Origin of the sequence: Actinomadura formosensis (assembly GCF_050948385.1) — a bacterium.
Lineage (GTDB): Bacteria > Actinomycetota > Actinomycetes > Streptosporangiales > Streptosporangiaceae > Spirillospora > Spirillospora formosensis.
Map to the genome: position 1 here is coordinate 6,822,186 of NZ_CP192011.1, position 16,998 is coordinate 6,839,183.

A 16,998-nucleotide genomic window follows, 5' to 3' on the forward strand; every position below is an offset into this window, starting at 1 on the left:
TCCGGGGGCACCTCACGTTTTCCGCGGACGTGATCCTGGAGCGCCCCAGGTTGGGTGGAGGCCCTGATACCTGGAAAGGTGAGGGGCTATGGCACCCCCGAGGAAGTACTCCCCTGAGCTGCGTGAGCAGACGGGTGAGAGGACCGGGTCGATCGCCCGGGTGGCCGACCAGCTCGGGGTGCATCGTGAGGCGTTGCGGACCTGGATCCGGCAGGCCTAGAACACCGCCTTGCCTATGGTTTGCCGGCGCGGCGGCGGTGGCCGGTCAGGTCGGTTGCTTTGATCAGCTTTTCGGGTGCTGATGGCGCGCGCCACAGTTGGACTAGGTGCTGCTCGTCGGTGCCGGCGTCGCGGCCTTGGACGCTCACCCGGGTCCGGTACATGCACGTGGACGGCCAGACCCGGTCGAACTCGATCAGGGTGACGGCCTGGTGTCCGGGGGCGGCGGCCCGGAGCGTGCCCGTCGTGGGCGGGGGGCCAGGGACATCGATGGTGGGGAACGCCCAGGAGTATTCGGCGATGTCGTCCCAGGGATCGGTCTCCAGTGGTGGGGGGCCGTCCAGGAGTTCGGCGGTGAGGTCGACGGCGCCGTTGCGGGTGCCGGTGAGGATGTGGGAGCGGACGGCGAGCCCGTTGCCTTCATCCAGCCAGGTGTTGTCGTCGAAGCGGTATGCGCTGACCGGGAAAGGGTGATCGGTGCCTGGTGCCGCGAACAGTGCGAAGCAGCCCAGTTCGTCGATGTGGACGCTGGTGGTGTGGTGTTGCGGCGCTGAGGGCTGCGGGGGCGCGGGTAGGTGGTCGCCGAGCCCTTCGCGGATGCGGTCACGAAGGCTCCGGGCGAGCGTTGCGTCCTCGGGGTCTCGGCTGGCGAGTTGGAAGGCCGACACGTCGAGGAGTTCGGCGAGCAGCGACCAGTGGTCGGGCGTCAGTGCCACCGTGACGGTGGTTTCCTCGGGTAGCTCGATAGTGCGGTGGCTGGTGTGCTCCCACAGCTCGTGGAAGATGGCGCTGTATTCGTCGGCTTCGGCCGGGTCGCCGCCCTCACGCAGGGACTGGCTGCTGTTGTCCAGCTGACCGACTAGGCGATGACGTTCCTTGAGGCTGACATCCATCGGATAGAGGTCATTCATGTTCTGAGATCGTATTTCTCTCGGGGCATGGCCGGCCGACGGAGTACGTGCCCCGTCGGCCGGCCGGTGTAGCGGGTTGTTGTCACATGTGGTTCTGGCACTGGGTGAAGGTCGGTGGTGTGGTGGGCGCGTTGGACACCCACACCCAGTAGGAGCCCTGCGGACGCCCGGTGGTGTCGGTGACCTTGCCGGTGGGGTTGCGCCACAGCCGGTTCTCGTCGTGGAACTTGCGGATGTCGGCGCCCTGGTAGTCCTGTTCGGCCTTGGGGACGAACCGGCAGCTCCACTGGTCGGCCGGTACCCATTCGGCGCCCTGCCAGGTCGAGGCGAAGGGGTACTCGTCGCAGGTCTGACCCTCCGGCCTGGGGAGGCTACTGGGGCAGGAGACGCTGCGGCTGAGGTAGTCGAAGTTCTTCACCACACCGTCCTTGGGGTCAGCGATCCGCGCCGGGCCGCGGATCAGGGGCTGACCGCCTGGGATGATGCCCGTGCCGGGAAAGCCGGGGCGGCTGCGCAGCGCCAGCTGCGCGAACAGGATGTTCTCCGCGATGGTCGGCATCCGCTCATCCGCACCGTACTCGACTGTGTAGGTGGGGGTGTACCAGTAACACGCAGCCCGGCTTCCCGGTGGAGATGGCGTCGGTGAGGCTGTCGCAGTGGACACCGGTGGGCGGGCCCAGGTGCGTCGCCTTCCCGTCCGAGCCCTGGATGATGGCGCCCGGGTAGGCGAACTGGATCTTGGTTTGCGGCTGCGGGAAGGTGATCGACGACCCGGTCGATTCCATGAAGTGCTCGTGCTGTTGCACCACGCCCTTCTGGGCGATGAAGGTCTTGGGCAGGGGGTGCCGCACGCCCCGTCGCAGTCGATCGAGAATGTCGCGGTGAGCAGGCTCTCGATCAGCTTGCCGGTCACGAAGTTGGTCCGGAAGTAGACGGTGCGTTTCCACTGGCGGGAGGCCGGGTCCAGTTGCTCCTCGAACGCCGAGTCGGTGTTCGCGGTGCCGAGGATCTCCGGTGTGTTGTCGGCCTCCACGAAGACGCCGATCTGATTCACGTGCGAGCACGAGTAGGTCCGCACGTAGTGGATCGCGTCCTTGTTGGCCGGTGCCGGGCAGTCGGGCCACCCGGCGGCTGTAGCGACCGCAGCCTGCCAACGCGGCGAAACCGACGAGGCGTTCGCCCTCGCCCTCGACGCCCTCAACACCGGCATCACCTACGGCTCCGAACGCATCATCAGACAAGCCCGCCAGTTCCGCTACAGCAACGCCCCCACGACCGCACCCACCGTCACCCGCTTTGACGACCGCCTCAGGACAACCCTGCTCTAGGAGAACCCGTTGCGCATCGCCATCTCCGGCCACCGCCTCCTGCCTCCCGCCACCGAAACCCTGGTAACCGAAGCACTCGACGAAGCCCTCTCCCCCATCACCGCGGACATCACCGGCCTGACCTGCCTCGCCGACGGCGCCGACACCCTGTTCGCCCGCGCCGTCCTCGCACACGGCGGCCAGATCGAGGTCATCGTCCCAGCCGAGCAATACCTCGCCGGCCTACCCGAAGAGCACCACGCCGAATACCACAAGCTCCTCGCCCAAGCCACGCAGGTGCACCGCATGCCCTTCACCGAGTCCACCAGCGAAGCCCACATGTCCGCGAGCCAGCACATGCTGACCCTCGCCGACGAGATCTGGGCCGTCTGGGACGGCCAACCCGCACGCGGCTACGGCGGGACCGCCGACGTCGTCCAAGCCGCCCACGACCTCAATAGACCCGTCCGAGCCATCTGGCCGACTGGCGCCACAAGGGATTGAGCGCTCCGTCGAACATTTGACCTTACGAGCCCTCGAAGGCGATCCGTCTCGCCGAGAGCGCCAACTCAATCTTCCCCAACCATTCACAAACCAACTGGTCCAAGCCCGAGCGCAAGACATGAATGACTCTGCGCTCAAGCCAGCACAGGTCTGAACACACAGGAAGTTGGTTACCTACCTGTCGCATCAGAGGTCGATGACACCTCAAGGCCCTTCCTCGATCTGTGTCATGTCCCCGCCCCGCAGGCAGGTCGGGCGCGACGGCGGTGAACGGCCGGCGCACCAGGTCGGGAGCCGCCGCCCGTGTGCCCTGGCGAGTCAGCAACCGCCGTTTGCGCGGACCGGACCGCCCCGCCAGGCTCAGCCATGGCGCGTCCACGATTTTGAACCTCCTGCGTTCTCAGGGGAATCGCAGTATGGGCCATGAGCTCGGTTCAATGTGCCTGCGGTAAGAGGGCAGTTGCCGGGGCCTGTCGGGTTTTTCAGCCGCCCCGCAGGGTGACCCCGTAGAGGATCCGCAGCCGGTGGATCTCCCACCACGAGATGGCGATCACCAAGCCCGGGCCGCAGAGAAGTAGCAGGCATGTGATCGGCCATGGCCCGCTGGGCAGTCCGAAAAGAGCAGCGCACTCCAAGGTCAGAACACTGGCCAACACGGGCGGGAGGACGGGGTGTACCGCGCCCAGGCCGAAGCCGGTCCGCATCACCCTGGGCGTGGCGAACAGAAGCACCGACAGGGCCCACACGAACGCCGCTACTCTCACCAGGAGCGCCCAGCCGGCATCATCCAGGTCCACGTCGCTGGGCAAGGCGGCGAAGAGGGTGAAGGCGAGGGCCACTGTGCCGAGGTAGCAGAGTAGTTTGCACAGCGGGGTGCGCACAGCCGTCCGCATGGCCGAGCGCGCATCGCGCTGCGCGCAGCCGATGACGATCATGACAACAAGCGGCGCGCTAAGCACAAACAGCGCGGGGGACACGGAATAGATCAATAGGTGTTTGGCGAGTTGCCCGGCCACCCCACTTCCAGTGACCGCAGCAATCACGAGCGGCACTAGGAGCGCTGTCCACACCCGCAACTTCTTGACTATCCCCAAAGGCCGGTCGTCAATCTGCGCGGCTCCCTTGAGAAAGAGAAACCAGGTCACGAGGCGGGCGCTGCGGAAGATGTAGTACGCCCCGATCGGATAAAGGGGCCACCGGGCGAATACGGCGAAGTACCCCAGGCCCAGCAGGGGATAAATCCTGTTGGGAAAGAGGGAGGGCCTGTCGGGGAAGAACCTCCTCTGAAAAAAGGGCATGTTCCAGAAGGGAGGGGGCCGGTTAGAATGCTCCGGAGGCCACAGAGTCCGTCGCAGCACACGAAAAGCAAGCGAGTCGGGTGCGCGATGCGAACCTGTCAACGCGTTCCCCCTTCCGTCAACCTGACGGCTACGGAGATAGCCTATATCCCCGGCCATAAAAGAACTGTAAAGAAGCCATCCCGTGCTCAGCATCTTTCCCAGCAGCACTGATGGGTAGATGATCACGTCCTGATCGCGGGCGGTGCGGCTTGGTCTGGAAACATGAAGGTCGGGTAGCCGGGAGGAGTTCCCCACTCAGGCTTTCACCTAGCTGTCTCCGATAGCTCCCAAGGAACCAAGGTGGACTTCAAGATATGACGCCGCCGCGTATGACGGTGTTACAGTGCCACTGAAAACGGTAGAGCGACACGCAGAGGGTATCTGACTAGGGAGGACGGGCTTGATCCGTCCTCGGACACAAACACATGTCGAAGCGCCAGGTCTCTGACCTGGCGTTTTTGCGTTTGCATGGGTTTGGCTTCTGATGTCGGCGGCTAAACCGCAGGTCAGAGCGATGGGGGTTCGGGTCCCTGGTATGTCCCGGTCTTCACTGGCTTCGTCGTGCTCTGTAGTTATCGTGCAAGTGATGGCCACGACAACCGGCGACGAGCGAGCCGCGTCCATCCGTGGCGCCGTAGGTCGAGACGGTGCGGCGGGCGATCTTCAAGGTGTCGTTGGTGCCCATGAAGTCGACGACCGTCTGCCCGGAGCCAAGGCGTTGCCCCGGATGCCACGTGGGCGAACTCGGCGGACATGGACGCGTAGGGCACCAAGGAGACCTTGGCGGCATACGTCGATCACGGTGGAGAAATACACCGAATGCTTGCAGTGATCGAGAACAGTCGCCGTCGGATGGGTAGGCCGAGGCATCGACCTCCGCAACACCGTTCGTGCCAGCGCTATTTCCTGCTGTTCTCGATAATGGACACTACTTCTTTCGCTATTCCTTCGCGATCGGGCAGGATCCGGAGGCTCGCTTCAACGAACTCCTTGGACAGCAGGCCGTCCGAACCGCCGGGCACGACCCAGATGACGGACGCAATTTCGGTGAGCGCCGCGTAACTCCTGATCGTCTCCTCATCGGGGAGCGGCGCGTCAAGCCCGAAGACGACGACGACCGGCATCGCCGTGCCCCCTCCCTCCGATGCGAGAAATGCCAGGTCCCGGTGCATCATTTCCAGGACCTGAGCGAAGGGCGCGATGACATCGAAACTGGGCGGCGGACGCTTGATGGCCCCCTTCGGCATTTCCCCGGCCAGGCGGAGCGCGTCTCCCGCCTGCGCCTCGCCCCCGACCATGGCGCGGACCCGGTACACCGTATGCGGGCGTGCGGCGAGCGCCCCGTCGATCTCCCGCAGCACCTCGCCACCCCGGCGCCACCCGGCCCTGTCCCGCGCGCCGATGCCGTCGATGATCACGAGGTGGACGAGCGCGTGCCCGCCGCTCCCCGCCCCGTCGGACGCGGGTTCCGGGGCACCGCCCGCCGATACGTCCGCGCGCTTCCCGCGACGCGGCAGCAGGTGGAACGGCGACCGGCGCCTCGGCTCGCGCTGGGGTTCCTGGCGTGCGTCCCCCGCGTACCGGAACTCACCGGCGGGATTCGAGGGGCCCTGCTGCTCGATCGGCGCCGGCGGCGCACCGGGCGGAACGAACGCGGCCGGGCTCAGATCGAGCGGCCGGTCCTCTTCGGCGGTATCCGCGCACTCCCCCGCGGAGGACGGCGCGAAAGGCTCGCGGATCGACGCCAGTTCCTCTCGCGTGACACCATGATCGTGCGTCGTCGCGAAATGGTTCAGCAATTCTTCGGCGTATTCCTGCAACTCCCCCACCATGGTCCGCTGCGTCCATGAGCCCGACGGCGCGAAACGCACCTCCGAGCCCTGCGCAACGGCCGCCGCACCTTCGTCCATCGCGGGCCGGGGACGGTCCTCGCTCACCGCGAGGCCACGGCACCGCAATGGGAGTCTCGCAATGGACGGATCGAGCCGGCAATCGCCGAGCAGCCGTTCCGCGGCGGCCGCGGAACCGTCGACGAACACCAGACCGAAGAAGTTCTCCGCCGCGGCCTCCATCGGTCGGGTGAGCTCGTCCCGCAGCCGCGCCACCGCCGCCGGCGAACCGTCCCCCTGCCGTGGCCGGTCCCCTGCGTCGGCGAAGCGCAGTTCGATGAAGTCACCGAGGACGGGTGACATCATCAGCCGCGCGGCGGCGTTCGTCACGACGTCCGCCACCGTGCCCGCGATGTCGGTGTAGCTCGCCACCACGAGCAGGCAGCCTCTCGAATCAGGCTCGTCGGACATCGCACCTCACAGGTTGTCGTCGTCGGGCAGATTGATCGGAGAGACCACCTGGCCCATCGCGGCCCGGTTGTTGTTCGGCCCGGCGCCGGATCCGCCATTGGCGTGACCAAGCGGACCGGTGGCACCGGCGGGCACAACAGCGTTGCCGCCGGCGGGGGCCGGCGCAGACGCAGACGTGGGCGCAGCCGGCACCACGCTATTGCCGGCAGGTGCTACCGGCGCGGGTGCCGGACTCGCCGCGGGTGCGGGCGCCGGACTCACCGCAGGTGCAGGCGCGGGGCTCACCGCAGGCGCGGGCGGTGGGGCCGGTGCGGCGGGCGCAGGTGCGGGCGGCGCGCCGTTGGTGAGTGCAGGCGGCGTGGGCGCAGGGGCCGCTGGGGTAGTGGGGGTTGCCGGGGGGCCGCTGGGCGGGATGGGCTGGGGCAGGGCGGTGCCCTGGGCGTGATTGGGCGGGACCGCTGCGGCGGGGGGCGTGCCGGGGAGGGGCGCGGGTGCACCGGCGGGCTGGGTGCCCCCCGCGAGCTGCGCGTGCAGCTGGGCGCTCCACTGGCGCAGCGCGATGTCGATGATCGTGGTCATCTCGGCGGCGACATGCTTGTTGGCGCGCTTGCCCAGGTCCACCTCCAGCTTCCGCATGTTCTTCTCGACCGCGAACGCGGCCTGCCTCTTGTCCCTCTTGCGCTTGGCGTTGTCCCTCGCCTCTTGCTCGGCGTCATTTCGAGCTGCGGTTCGCGTGATCAGTGCTCTGTCGATCTCGGCGTTCTCCCGGGCCTTGGCCCGCGCCTCGTAGGCCGAGACGTCGCCGGTGTTGAGCAGGATCTTGACCACGACCGGAAGCAATTCGATCATGAAGAACAGCAGGCCGACCAGCAGATGCGAGACCAGCAGCGTCGTGTCCTGGTTGCCGAAGTCGTACAGCGCCTTGATCTGGGCGGGCAGCTTGTTGTCGTCCTCGATCAGCTTGGTGCCCAGGTCGGTCCTGTTGCGCAGCTTGACCATCAGGTCGTCGTACTTCTTCTGCAGGCCGGGAAGCTCTGCCCTGGCATCCGCCTGCGCCTTCTGCAGCAGCTGGGCCTCACTGCCCTTGATCTTCTCCCGCGCCCGGTCCACCTCGTTCTGAGCGGCCTTCAGCTGCTGGGTGAGCACGGCGGCCTGGGCAGCGGCCTCGTCGTAGAGCTTCTTCTTCGCGTCGGCGAGCGGCCCCTGCCCCCACGTCTTGCTCGCGTCATGGCACTTCTCTCCCTGCCCGTAGCGTTCGCACTTCCAGGCCAGTAGCGCGTCGTCCCGCTTCTGCACGGCGTCCTTCTGCCGCGTCTGCACGCTTTCCAGCTTGCTCTGCGCCGCGTCGAGTTCCGGGCTGGAGGCGTCCTGGGGGAGATTCCCGGCCAGGATCCTCTTGTCCTCGTCGATCTGCTTCTTGAGCTGGTTCGCCTGGTCCTGCTCGGCCGTGTTCGCGGCCCGCTGCTTCTGCTCCTTGGACTGCTCCTGCTGCGTCTGGTAGATCTGCCGGTTGATGTCGCTCTCGAAGATGCGCAGGACGAGCGGCGTGGAGATGACGACGGCCAGGACGCCGGCCATGAACAACCGCGGCGCCGCCAGGAACAGCAGGCGGCGCTTCTCCCGGACCGATCCCATGCTCAGGACCAGCAGGCGGTCCAGGTTGATGATGACGAAGCCCCACAGGACCCCGAACGGCACCGCCCAGAACCAGTGCGCCTTCATCCCGTCGTGCAGGACCAGGGACATCGAGACGACGGCAAGGCCCGCCGTGGTCAGCAGGACCCCGGCCATCTGCGTGAACTTGGTGCGCTCCCACGGCACCTGCGCCAGGATCTCTTTGTCCCCGCCGCCCAGCCATGCGAGGAAATCCCCGACCTTCCCGCTCACGACCCACTACCTCCCGGCCTCTGTCCTAGGAGCCTTTTCTTGAAAATGTCGTGCAGCAGCGGGCCCATGTCGTCGCCCGCCCGGGCCAGCACGGTCCGCAGTGCCCGCGTGGTCTCTGCGGCCGCGTCGCCGATCCCCAGCGCGGGCATGGCGGCCGGTGCGGCCGGGATCAGCGCCTCGACGGGCTCGAAGACGTTCAGCGGCGGGATCGTCAGCACGTCGTTTCCGACCGCGATGCGCGGTCGTCCCGCGAGGGTCGCGGCGAGGGCGGGGGGCTGGAACGCGGTGAGCGTCGGGATCTGCGGCCGCGGCAGGTAGTTGAGGTCGACGGTGAAGGGCGGAAGTTCGTGCAGGGTGAGTTCCCCCAGGTCGATGGTGACGGTCGCGAACCGGTTGCGCACGTCGAGACGGACCGGGCCCGACTCGTCCGCCCGGAACGCGAACCCGTGGGGGTGGCCGGCAGGGTCCACGGTGATCTTCCCGCCGTTGCCGTGGGTGATCTCGATCTCCGCCGCCCGGTCGATCCGCCATTCGACCCGCGCGTCCTGGCCGCGGACGAGGAACGGTGAGACGAGGCGGGCGACAGTGACCTCGGGCGGATCGATCCGGTCGGCGAGCGCCTGCTTCAGGTAGATGTAGACCTGCTTTGCCGTCGGCCGCACGCTCCGGTCGTCGGACAGGGCCCGGGTGATGATGTCGATGCCGGCCTGCTCGAGGTCGCCGTGCAGCCGGCTCGCCTTCCGCGTCGAGCTCGCGCCCTTGCCCGGGGCGAGGCAGCGCAGCATCGCCAGTCCCAGTTTGTAGACGTCGGTGACGTCGTCCTGCAGGGCCTGGCGGCGCGGCCGGCCGGCCGGCGCCTGGATGGGGCACTCCGGTGCGTCCCAGTTGGGAGTCGATGCCTGGCGGCGAGAGGTGTCGGCGAGTTCGGCGGCGCCGTCGCAGTCGAGCAGCATGATCCTCGGCGGGTCGAGCGCGAAGACCACGTTCTTGAAGCTGACGTCGCCGAAGACCCAGCCGTACTTGTGCAATCTTCCGATCATGTAGACCAGCTGCGCGAGCATGATCATGCGCTCGGTGCGGTCGACGTCCCGCAGGTCGATCCGGGCCGCCTGCCGCTGCGCGGCGCTCGACGCGAGCCATCCCATCTCGCGCGGTTTCGCGACGATCTGCCCGTCCCCGTCCGCCAGCCGGCAGAAGAAGTCCCCCGGGATCTCCGCCATCAGCAATCCGCAGATCGCACCGGAGGCATCGTGCACGAGCGCCTTCGGCCAGGCGGTGAACGTGTCCAGCTCGGTCTGCTCGGCCGGCGTCAGCTTCGTCCGGAAGACGATCGAAGCCTTGGCCGCGCGGGCCTGCTCGGCGTGCCCGCTGGTGAACTTCTTGTAAGCCAGCGGCGCCGGATCACCGGGAAGGTGGAAGTCGGCCGCACGGAACACTTCGGCGAATCCGCCTTCTCCCAGCGGGGTCAGGTCTCCGAGGTCGGCTTCGCGGATCTTCAAATGGCGTCTCCGCTTTCCCCGCTCGCGACGTCGGGCCAGAAGCCCACGACGGTGCGGTCGTCCACATGTGACTTGCGGGCGAATGCCGCCTGCGCGGCGAACGTGAACGGATCCGGTGGCCCGCACCACCACTCCGCCAGCGTCTCCTGGACGTCGCCGGACCACTTGAGCGGGTTCGCGATGCCGTCCGACATCAGGAAGAGCGCGCCCGCGCCCACCCGGACCTCCCGGGTGGCGCAGGCGCCGCCGGCCATCGGCATCGGCCGCACGCCGGTGGAGTGGTAGCCCTCCTCGTCCTCGTCGGCCTGGCCGGTCAGCGGCGTCCAGCGCCCGTCCGGGGCCAGGTGCCACAGCGACGAGTCGCCGACCCAGGCGACGTCGCCGACCCACGCGTCCGCCGCACGGTGGACGGCCAGCGCCACGGCCGTCGTGGCCATGCCGTCTCGGCTCGGGTCGCCGGTGTCGTCGCACCTCGGCTCCTTCACGAAGGCGTGCAACTCCTCGTTGACCTGCGCGAAGGCTTCGGGCCAGGGCGTACCCGCGGCGCCCAGGGCCGTCAGGCGGCGGCTGACGAGCGCGGCCGCCTCGTCCGACCTGCCCAGCGAGCCGACGCCGTCGCACACGACCGCGACGGCGCGCACCGTCCCATCCTCGGCGGCGTGCCGCCCGAGCGCGAAGGCGTCCTGGCGGACCTCGCCGTTCGAGCGGTGCAGCAGCCCCCGGACGGTGGCCGCGCGGACGAGCATGCCCGGCTCGGACGCGGCGCTCAGCTCGACGTCGGAGAGCCCGGCGCGGTCCGGTGGGGCGCCGGCCGGGAGTTCCAGCCCGGCGCGCCCCGGATTGCCGATGGCATAACCCGAGAACGCGACGCGCGGATCCGCGGGCGTTTCGAAATTCATGACGTGCGGCGCCTTCCGGTGAGGACGGGAAACGAGCCGGTCAGATCCATTCCGGATCGTACTCGGCATCGCCGTGGGTAATGCCCGATCCGGGCGCGGGATCCTGCTGCGTCACGGCCGGCTTATTCGTCTGGGCGCTCATGCCGGACGTGATGACCGTCTTCATGATGACGTCGAGGATTCCCTTCAGCGCCTCCTCGACTCCGGAGGTCCGGGCCTGGTACCACTTGCCCTTCTCCGGCGGGTACGCCAGTTTCCTGAGGACGTCTTCCGGGGCGTCCCGGAATCCGAACGGGACGAAGATCGGGTGCGCCTTCATGCCCGCGCCGGTCTTGGGGCTGTAGTGCAGCGCCGAGGAGAAGGTCTGGTACCAGTCGCGGTCGAGGGGCTCGCCGTCGGTGAGAAAGAACGCGCACGGGCGGAAGACCCTGTACCCCTGGGCCTTGAGCTTCGCGCGGTCGTCCTCGATCACGCGGGCCAGTTCGCGGAAGGCGCTGCCGTAGTTCGTCCCGCCCTCGACCGCGAGCTCGGGGATCGCCGTCTCGCTCATCTGGGACAGCGGCACGACCACCTTCGCGTCGTTGGAGAACGTCATGACGCAGATCTGGGCGACGTCGTCCACGACGGACTCGGCCACGATCGCCCGGCGCAGCCGCTTCACGCCGTCGTTGAGCGCCGGCATGTCGTTCGTCATCGAGTAGGACACGTCGCAGATGAGGTAGAAGGGCATGACGATCTGCCCCTCCTCCACGTCTTTGCGCTCCGACATCCGTTCGTCGTTCATTTCGCTCCTTGATCTCGCGGGGCCCGGCGGTACGGAACGCCGGGCACCGAACCGGGGGGACGCCCTAAGACACTCATGCGGTTACACGGCCTTGACAACGAAAATGCATCCCGGTGAGCCATGGCGGACTCGCCGCTCAGCCGGCATAAAGTCCTGCCGCCCTTCTCCATATTGCTTGATATATCAAAGACGGATCGTCGGGCGGTACCGGGGAAAACCCCGGGATCGGTGGAAGCGGCACACGGAACGGGACCGGCGCGGAACGGGACGGGTGGGCGCCGCACGCCCCCGCGGCACCGCGTCCACCCGGATCAGGCCCCGCCGCCGACGACCGGGCCGGCGACGCTCTGGGGGGCATCCGTCGCGCGTTGGCTCGGTGAGCGGCCATGCGATCAGCGTACAGATACTTTTATATCTGAACAAGGAAAATTCTTGACGCCCTGAGCGGCGCGGCCCTACCGTCGGGGGATGTACGCGCTCCCTGCCCGGGTCCCGGACGTCGAGGTCCCGAGGGCCGAGATCATCCCCAACCGGGTCGCCCGGAAACTGGCCCCGCTCTTCGGCGTCATCTGGGACGAGAACCCGTTCGGCCGCACCTGGGTCTGCGACTACGGCACCGTGACCCTCGCGGAGATCATCAGGGGCGCGCCCCTTCCCGGGCGCGCGGAGCAGGCCGCGCTGGACGCCGCGGCCGAGCAGGGAACCGCCTGGAAGCACGCCGGCCGCGCCGTCTGGACGCCGCGCCGCGCGCCGACCCCGGTCGCGCTGTCCAACGCGTCCATCAACCGGTACGGCCCCGACACCAAGGCCGCCACGGTGCTCACCGGCGTCAACGTGCTGCTACGCGACGCGACCGGGGCGATCGCCGACGTCTGCCGGCACATGCACGCGACCGGCACCGGCTCCGGCATCCAGTACGCCGTCTGGGCCGGCCTCGTCCTGGAGGTCTTCCGCGCGCAGCCCGCGCTCGTCATGGCCGGCGTCCAGGCGCGGGCGGTGCAGCGCTCGCTGAAGTTCCCCTGGCGGTCGCTCGTGGACGCCCACCAGGTGGAGGGCGCGGCGCGCTGCGAGGTGAACGCCGGCGACGAGGACACCGAGGCCGACCAGCCGCACCGCCTCGACCTCATCGACGCGACGCTGCCGCTGCTCATCCCGCCCGCCGCCGTCGACCCGCTCGACACCGGGCTGTCCAGCACCGACATCCGCGGCGCGATCGCGGACCGCTGGGCGCAGCGGCTGCTCGAGATCGGCAGACCCGGGCGCGGCATCGTCTGGCTCACCGAACGGCCCACCGGCCACCGCGAGGTGCAGGCGTACCTGCGCGTCGGGTCCGCGGTAGCACCGTTCGTCGCCGAGTTGCGCCACCTCTGGCCGGACGAGGAACCCGGCACGCTGCCGCAGCCGCCGGACGACCTGGCGGACGCTCCGCTCGCCACCCGCCGCGCCCATCTCATCGCCGTGCACATCGCCGTCAACTACCTGCGGTTCCGGGACGATCTGCTGCAGGGCCCGCACGAGCTGCGCCGCAACACCCTCGCGATGGTCGCCGCGGCCGGACGGCAGGCGCGGGACGTCCTCGGCCCGCAGGACCCGGTGACCACCGTCCTCGGCGCCTACGCGTCCTACCTGGAACTCACCGACCTCAACCGCGACCGGCATCCGGACCCGGCGCTGATCGGCGCGGCCGTCCGCGAGGTCATCGGCCGCCAGCGCGAGGTCACCGAGGCGTGGCGCGGCGGGCGGCTCGACCCGGGGACGGCCGCCTACCTGCTGGAGGTCATCAACGTGGAGGCCGCGCGGGCGCGCGGCGTCCTCGACGATCCGCGGCCGGTCGACCGGGCCCTCGCGAGCGGCTGGCGGGAGCATCTGCGCGCCCGCGGCATCGACCCGGACCACGACGTCGCCGCGCTGACCGAGGCGCAGCGCTACCACCTGCAGAACTACAGCGACTACCTGGCGGGGCTCGGCGGCGGCGACCGGCTGCGCCGCGCCTTCCGGATCCAGCGGCTCGTCGTGGACATCCGCGAGCGGGTCACCGAGGCGGAGCCTGCCGGCTACGTGGCCAAATACACGGCGTCCCGGACGTCGCACGAGGTGGCGGCCAGGATCGCGACGGCGCTGCTGGACGTCGCCGGCCCGGACGAGGCGCCCATGGTGCTGGAGGCCGGGCTGCACCATGTCGAGGGCGTGCTCGCCAATCCGACCACCGAACGGCTGCTGCTGAGCCCGCAGAGCGACGGCCAGGTCGCCTGGACGGCCCTGAACGTGTTGCCCCTCATGGCGGCTGCCGCGGAGAGCGGCCGGTCGGCGCAGGTGAAGCCGCTGCTGGAGCGGGGGCTGGCGCTGCTGGAGGAGGCGCGGAACCGGGTCGCCCCCGGCAGCGCGGAGCGCGCGAAGCTCGACGAGCTGGCCGCGCGGCTCGCCGCGTCCACCTAGGTCACACAGGGGAGGGGCGGTCGAACCACTCTGCCCACCTGTCCCGCAGCCAGGCGTCCAGTTCCGCCTGGCTGCGGAAGCCCAGGCCGGTCAGCTCGGCGACGCCGTCCGGGGTGAGCGCACCGCTGCGGGCCGCCGCCTCCAGGTCGCGGGGCAGCCAGGACAGGAAATGCTTCCGGGACGGCCCGTGCAGCAGTTCGACCACCTCCTCCGGGTCGGTGTCGATGTTGCACCACGCGGACAGGAAGTCCGCCAGTTCCTCGCTGATCACGCGTTCGTCCTCCTGGTCGTCCGGGCCATCACGGCTTCGGGAAGCACGTGACGAGGTACCAGCGGCCATCCTCGCCCATCCGCCAGCACGCGAAGCCCCGCGCGCCGTCCGGGAAGCGGGTGGGCCTGCTCGCGCCCGCGGCCGCCGTCATGCTGCGGCCCTCCACCTGGGCGCGCCAGTCCGGGCCAAGGGCGTCGCGCAGCGGGACGGTGGCGGTGAACTTCATCTCCGAGCGCTGCAGCTGACCCGCCCGGTGCTTGCGTTCCTGCCGCTCCCGCGCGGCCCGTCCCGCGTCGGAACGCCAGGCCGCGTCGGCGGTGCGGATCAGCGCGCCGTCGGAATGCCAGCGTGTCGCGTCCCGCACCGGCACCTTCTCCCGTACCCCCCTGGCGTTGACGCCGGTGGTGACGCGCCGGTCGAGCTGCCGCACCGTCACGTCGCGGTGCTCGGTGAACGCGTGCCCCACCCCCTGCTTCTCCCTGGCGCGGACGGCGTCCGCCCGCCGCCGGGTCCGCTCGTCCTCCCGCGCCCGGTCGCGTTCGCGGTCCCTGGCTCGGTCCGCGTCCCGCGTGCGCCCGTCCCCCACCGCGTTCTCCTCACTACCGGGTCAGGTCGACGATGAACGGGTTACTCGCCAGGTCGCGCGCGTGCACGGTCGCCGTCCACGGGCCGAACGGCGGCGACATGATCTCGCGGACGCCCAGGACCGGCGCCATCTGCGTGCCCATGGTGCGGCTCGTCGAGTGCCCCGGGCCGTGCTGCGCCGGGGACCGCGAAAGCGACGAAATCTGGACGGGATGCTCGCCGACCCGCTTGGCCATCAGCTCGGCGCTCGCGTGCGACACCCCCGACATGCAGACGAGGGTGCCGCAGTTGGCGAAGATGACCGACCGCTGGTCGGCGTCCTTGAACTGCTGCGCGTCCTGCACGGCGATCACCAGCGCGACCCCGGCGGCCCTTGCGACGCTCAGCACGTTCTCGAAGTCGATCCGGTCGGCGAGCTGCGCGGCCTCGTCCAGGACGAGCAGCAGCGGCACCCCGGCCGGCGCGGTGAAGCGGTCGTACGCCCGGTTGAGCAGCTGGTTGACGAACAGGCTGGACAGCATCTGCGCCATCTGCCCGTCCTGTTTCGGCGCCACCACTGAGACGAGGGTGCGTTCGCGGAGGATGTCGCCGACCGACAGGTCCAGCCGGTCGGTGACCGCCTCGACCATGGGCTTGGCCAGCGCGTCCAGCCGCACCGCCACCCCGGTGATCCGCTTGGCGTAGTCGGCGGGGTCGAGGGACGGCAGGTCCCGCAGCCGGGTCGCGGCCGGGCTCGACGGGTACCGGGCGAGGGTCCGTTCGAGGTCGTTCTGGTCCTTCAGCAGCCGCAGCAGCCGGCCCGCCGTGATGGACCCGCGCCGCGGCGAGCCGCTCACCAGTTCGAGCAGCCCGCGCAGCAGCGACGCGTCCATGTTGAAGAAGTACGGGTCGGTGCCGGGCGGCGGCTGGTGCCCGAGGATCGCGGCGACAGCCCGGTCGATCGCGCGGTCGTCGTCCAGCTCGGCGAGCCAGTTCCAGTGCATCGACGCGGCGGGCCGCGTGTAGTCGAGGCTGTGCGCCCGGACGCCGAGCGGCGCGCCCGCCCGCGCCTCCTCCTTGATCTCCTTGAGCAGGTCGCCTTTGACGTCGATCGTGACGACGCTGTAGCCGGCCCGCAGACCGGCCACCGCCCACGGCACGATGATGCTCTTCGTCTTGCCGGACCCCGCCGGCCCGATCACGCCGACATTGTGGTCGGCCGCCGCCGGCGGCAGGCCGATGGGCTGCAGCACCCCCCGCGCGGGGTGGACGTACCTGCCGAGCGGGAACGTGCCGTGCCGCAGGTCGTCCGGCACCCGCCGCAGCGACAGCACCCCGCGGTAGTCGTAAAACGACCCGATCATGTCCGGTGGTGGCGGCGGGTCTCCGGGCGCCAGGAGCCCGCGCCTGGCGCCGCGGCCTTCCCTGCGGTCGGTGATCGCCTCCGAGATGTGCCGGGCGAGCGCGTTCGACGCCTTGGAGGACCCCTTCGCGACCCAGCGGGTGCCCTGCCAGTAGTAACGCAATATCTGGCTCACCGCATCGCCCCGATCCAAGTGCTCGACGTTCACCTCAACGGTACTTGCAAATGCTGAGGTCCTCCAGGTGCCCGAGTCAAAGGCGAGCCTATTGGCGGGGTGCGGGTTCAGAATAGCCTTCTGGCGGAAGAAGCCGATGTTTCCCTGTCCAGCCTTCAGGGCGTGCTCGACATGCAGCGTGGGCTTCTTCCTTCCGCCCGGTCGTTGTTTCCGTGAAAGATCCGGCCGCGGAGGCCGCCGATCAGCTTGATCTTTCCCCCGCCCCGGAGGCCATGCAAAAAATCGAAAGAAGAGCAGTCCGGTGAACTCCTGGGTTCCGTTCTTGCGCATGAGACAGACCACCATCGTGATCGGTCTATAGAGGCCGATGATCGGTGGAGGCAGCGGTCTGAGCGGCCGGGCATTGGCGATGCCCTGGTGAGGCCGATGCTCGTTGTAGAAGGTCTCGAACTCGCGGAGGGCGTGGAGCAGGTCCGGGAATTTGCCGTCCGGTCACGGATCAGAAACCGTGCCCGGCATCCCGCGTCCTCCAGACCCAT

General features: G+C 69.1%; 16 protein-coding genes. 4 read left to right on the plus strand and 12 right to left on the minus strand.

Features of this window, described 5'->3' with window-relative positions; translation table 11 throughout:
* Positions 1–88 precede the first annotated feature (88 nt).
* Positions 89–220, plus strand: coding sequence for a transposase (locus ACQP1N_RS31965; protein ID WP_084262313.1), 132 nt, complete (start codon positions 89–91; stop codon positions 218–220).
* 13 nt (positions 221–233) lie between these two features.
* Here the strand turns inward: ACQP1N_RS31965 and ACQP1N_RS31970 are convergent, their stop codons facing one another.
* From ACQP1N_RS31970 to ACQP1N_RS31980, 3 genes are all read right to left on the minus strand, one after another.
* Positions 234–1,130 carry a hypothetical protein gene (locus ACQP1N_RS31970; protein ID WP_131732405.1) on the minus strand — a complete coding sequence of 299 codons (897 nt, stop codon included), beginning with the start codon at positions 1,128–1,130 and terminating at the stop codon, positions 234–236.
* Between the two features lie 82 nt (positions 1,131–1,212).
* Complete coding sequence (locus ACQP1N_RS31975) at positions 1,213–1,689, minus strand: NucA/NucB deoxyribonuclease domain-containing protein (protein ID WP_067792588.1); 477 nt, start codon at positions 1,687–1,689, stop codon at positions 1,213–1,215.
* Positions 1,690–1,693: 4 nt separating this feature from the next.
* Positions 1,694–1,981, minus strand: coding sequence for a hypothetical protein (locus ACQP1N_RS31980; protein WP_067792591.1), 288 nt, complete (start codon positions 1,979–1,981; stop codon positions 1,694–1,696).
* Positions 1,982–2,224: 243 nt separating this feature from the next.
* Here ACQP1N_RS31980 and ACQP1N_RS31985 point away from each other — a divergent pair, with 243 nt between their 5' ends.
* Both ACQP1N_RS31985 and ACQP1N_RS31990 read left to right on the plus strand, forming a co-directional pair.
* Positions 2,225–2,458, plus strand: coding sequence for a hypothetical protein (locus tag ACQP1N_RS31985; RefSeq protein WP_067792595.1), 234 nt, complete (start codon positions 2,225–2,227; stop codon positions 2,456–2,458).
* Between the two features lie 9 nt (positions 2,459–2,467).
* Positions 2,468–2,941: a hypothetical protein gene (locus ACQP1N_RS31990; protein ID WP_433227975.1), complete on the plus strand. Its 474-nt coding sequence runs from the start codon at positions 2,468–2,470 to the stop codon at positions 2,939–2,941.
* A 482-nt stretch (positions 2,942–3,423) separates the two neighbouring features.
* On the opposite strand, the gene ACQP1N_RS31995 is transcribed toward ACQP1N_RS31990, so the two are convergent.
* The 6 genes from ACQP1N_RS31995 to ACQP1N_RS32020 form a co-directional block, all read right to left on the minus strand.
* Complete coding sequence (locus tag ACQP1N_RS31995; RefSeq protein ID WP_067792598.1) at positions 3,424–4,239, minus strand: hypothetical protein; 816 nt, start codon at positions 4,237–4,239, stop codon at positions 3,424–3,426.
* Between the two features lie 941 nt (positions 4,240–5,180).
* The gene (locus tag ACQP1N_RS32000) at positions 5,181–6,581 is read right to left on the minus strand and encodes a hypothetical protein (protein ID WP_433227976.1); all 1,401 of its coding nucleotides are present in this window, start codon (positions 6,579–6,581) and stop codon (positions 5,181–5,183) included.
* Between the two features lie 6 nt (positions 6,582–6,587).
* Positions 6,588–8,468 carry a DUF4407 domain-containing protein gene (locus tag ACQP1N_RS32005; RefSeq protein ID WP_433227977.1) on the minus strand — a complete coding sequence of 627 codons (1,881 nt, stop codon included), beginning with the start codon at positions 8,466–8,468 and terminating at the stop codon, positions 6,588–6,590.
* Positions 8,465–9,967 (minus strand): hypothetical protein, encoded by a 1,503-nt coding sequence (locus ACQP1N_RS32010; RefSeq protein ID WP_433227978.1) that lies wholly within the window; start codon positions 9,965–9,967, stop codon positions 8,465–8,467. Before ACQP1N_RS32010 ends, ACQP1N_RS32005 begins: the two co-directional genes overlap by 4 nt.
* Positions 9,964–10,866, minus strand: coding sequence for a PP2C family protein-serine/threonine phosphatase (locus ACQP1N_RS32015; RefSeq protein ID WP_433227979.1), 903 nt, complete (start codon positions 10,864–10,866; stop codon positions 9,964–9,966). The genes ACQP1N_RS32010 and ACQP1N_RS32015 overlap by 4 nt, the downstream gene beginning before the upstream one ends.
* A gap of 40 nt (positions 10,867–10,906) precedes the next feature.
* Positions 10,907–11,650 (minus strand): vWA domain-containing protein, encoded by a 744-nt coding sequence (locus tag ACQP1N_RS32020; RefSeq protein ID WP_433227980.1) that lies wholly within the window; start codon positions 11,648–11,650, stop codon positions 10,907–10,909.
* Between the two features lie 468 nt (positions 11,651–12,118).
* Between ACQP1N_RS32020 and ACQP1N_RS32025 the strand changes: the two genes are divergently transcribed.
* Positions 12,119–14,086, plus strand: a complete 1,968-nt coding sequence (locus ACQP1N_RS32025) for a hypothetical protein (protein WP_433227982.1) — start codon at positions 12,119–12,121, stop codon at positions 14,084–14,086.
* Between the two features lies 1 nt (position 14,087).
* Here the strand turns inward: ACQP1N_RS32025 and ACQP1N_RS32030 are convergent, their stop codons facing one another.
* The 3 genes from ACQP1N_RS32030 to ACQP1N_RS32040 are packed head-to-tail and all read right to left on the minus strand — an operon-like array spanning position 14,088 to position 16,492.
* On the minus strand, positions 14,088–14,357 hold the full coding sequence (locus ACQP1N_RS32030; RefSeq protein ID WP_433227983.1) for a hypothetical protein: 270 nt from the start codon (positions 14,355–14,357) through the stop codon (positions 14,088–14,090).
* 28 nt (positions 14,358–14,385) lie between these two features.
* Complete coding sequence (locus tag ACQP1N_RS32035; RefSeq protein WP_433227985.1) at positions 14,386–14,943, minus strand: hypothetical protein; 558 nt, start codon at positions 14,941–14,943, stop codon at positions 14,386–14,388.
* A 13-nt stretch (positions 14,944–14,956) separates the two neighbouring features.
* Positions 14,957–16,492 carry a type IV secretory system conjugative DNA transfer family protein gene (locus ACQP1N_RS32040; protein WP_433227987.1) on the minus strand — a complete coding sequence of 512 codons (1,536 nt, stop codon included), beginning with the start codon at positions 16,490–16,492 and terminating at the stop codon, positions 14,957–14,959.
* Positions 16,493–16,998: the final 506 nt, after the last annotated feature.

Bases quoted from the DNA above. Each gene is read 5' to 3' on its own strand.
- ACQP1N_RS32025 (WP_433227982.1), top strand. From the start codon at position 12,119: ATGTACGCGCTCCCTGCCCGGGTCCCGGACGTCGAGGTCCCGAGGGCC.
- ACQP1N_RS31975 (WP_067792588.1), bottom strand. From the start codon at position 1,689: ATGCCGACCATCGCGGAGAACATCCTGTTCGCGCAGCTGGCGCTGCGC.
- ACQP1N_RS32020 (WP_433227980.1), bottom strand. From the start codon at position 11,650: ATGAACGACGAACGGATGTCGGAGCGCAAAGACGTGGAGGAGGGGCAG.
- ACQP1N_RS31995 (WP_067792598.1), bottom strand. From the start codon at position 4,239: ATGCCCTTTTTTCAGAGGAGGTTCTTCCCCGACAGGCCCTCCCTCTTT.
- ACQP1N_RS32000 (WP_433227976.1), bottom strand. From the start codon at position 6,581: ATGTCCGACGAGCCTGATTCGAGAGGCTGCCTGCTCGTGGTGGCGAGC.
- ACQP1N_RS31965 (WP_084262313.1), top strand. From the start codon at position 89: ATGGCACCCCCGAGGAAGTACTCCCCTGAGCTGCGTGAGCAGACGGGT.
- ACQP1N_RS32015 (WP_433227979.1), bottom strand. From the start codon at position 10,866: ATGAATTTCGAAACGCCCGCGGATCCGCGCGTCGCGTTCTCGGGTTAT.
- ACQP1N_RS31970 (WP_131732405.1), bottom strand. From the start codon at position 1,130: ATGAATGACCTCTATCCGATGGATGTCAGCCTCAAGGAACGTCATCGC.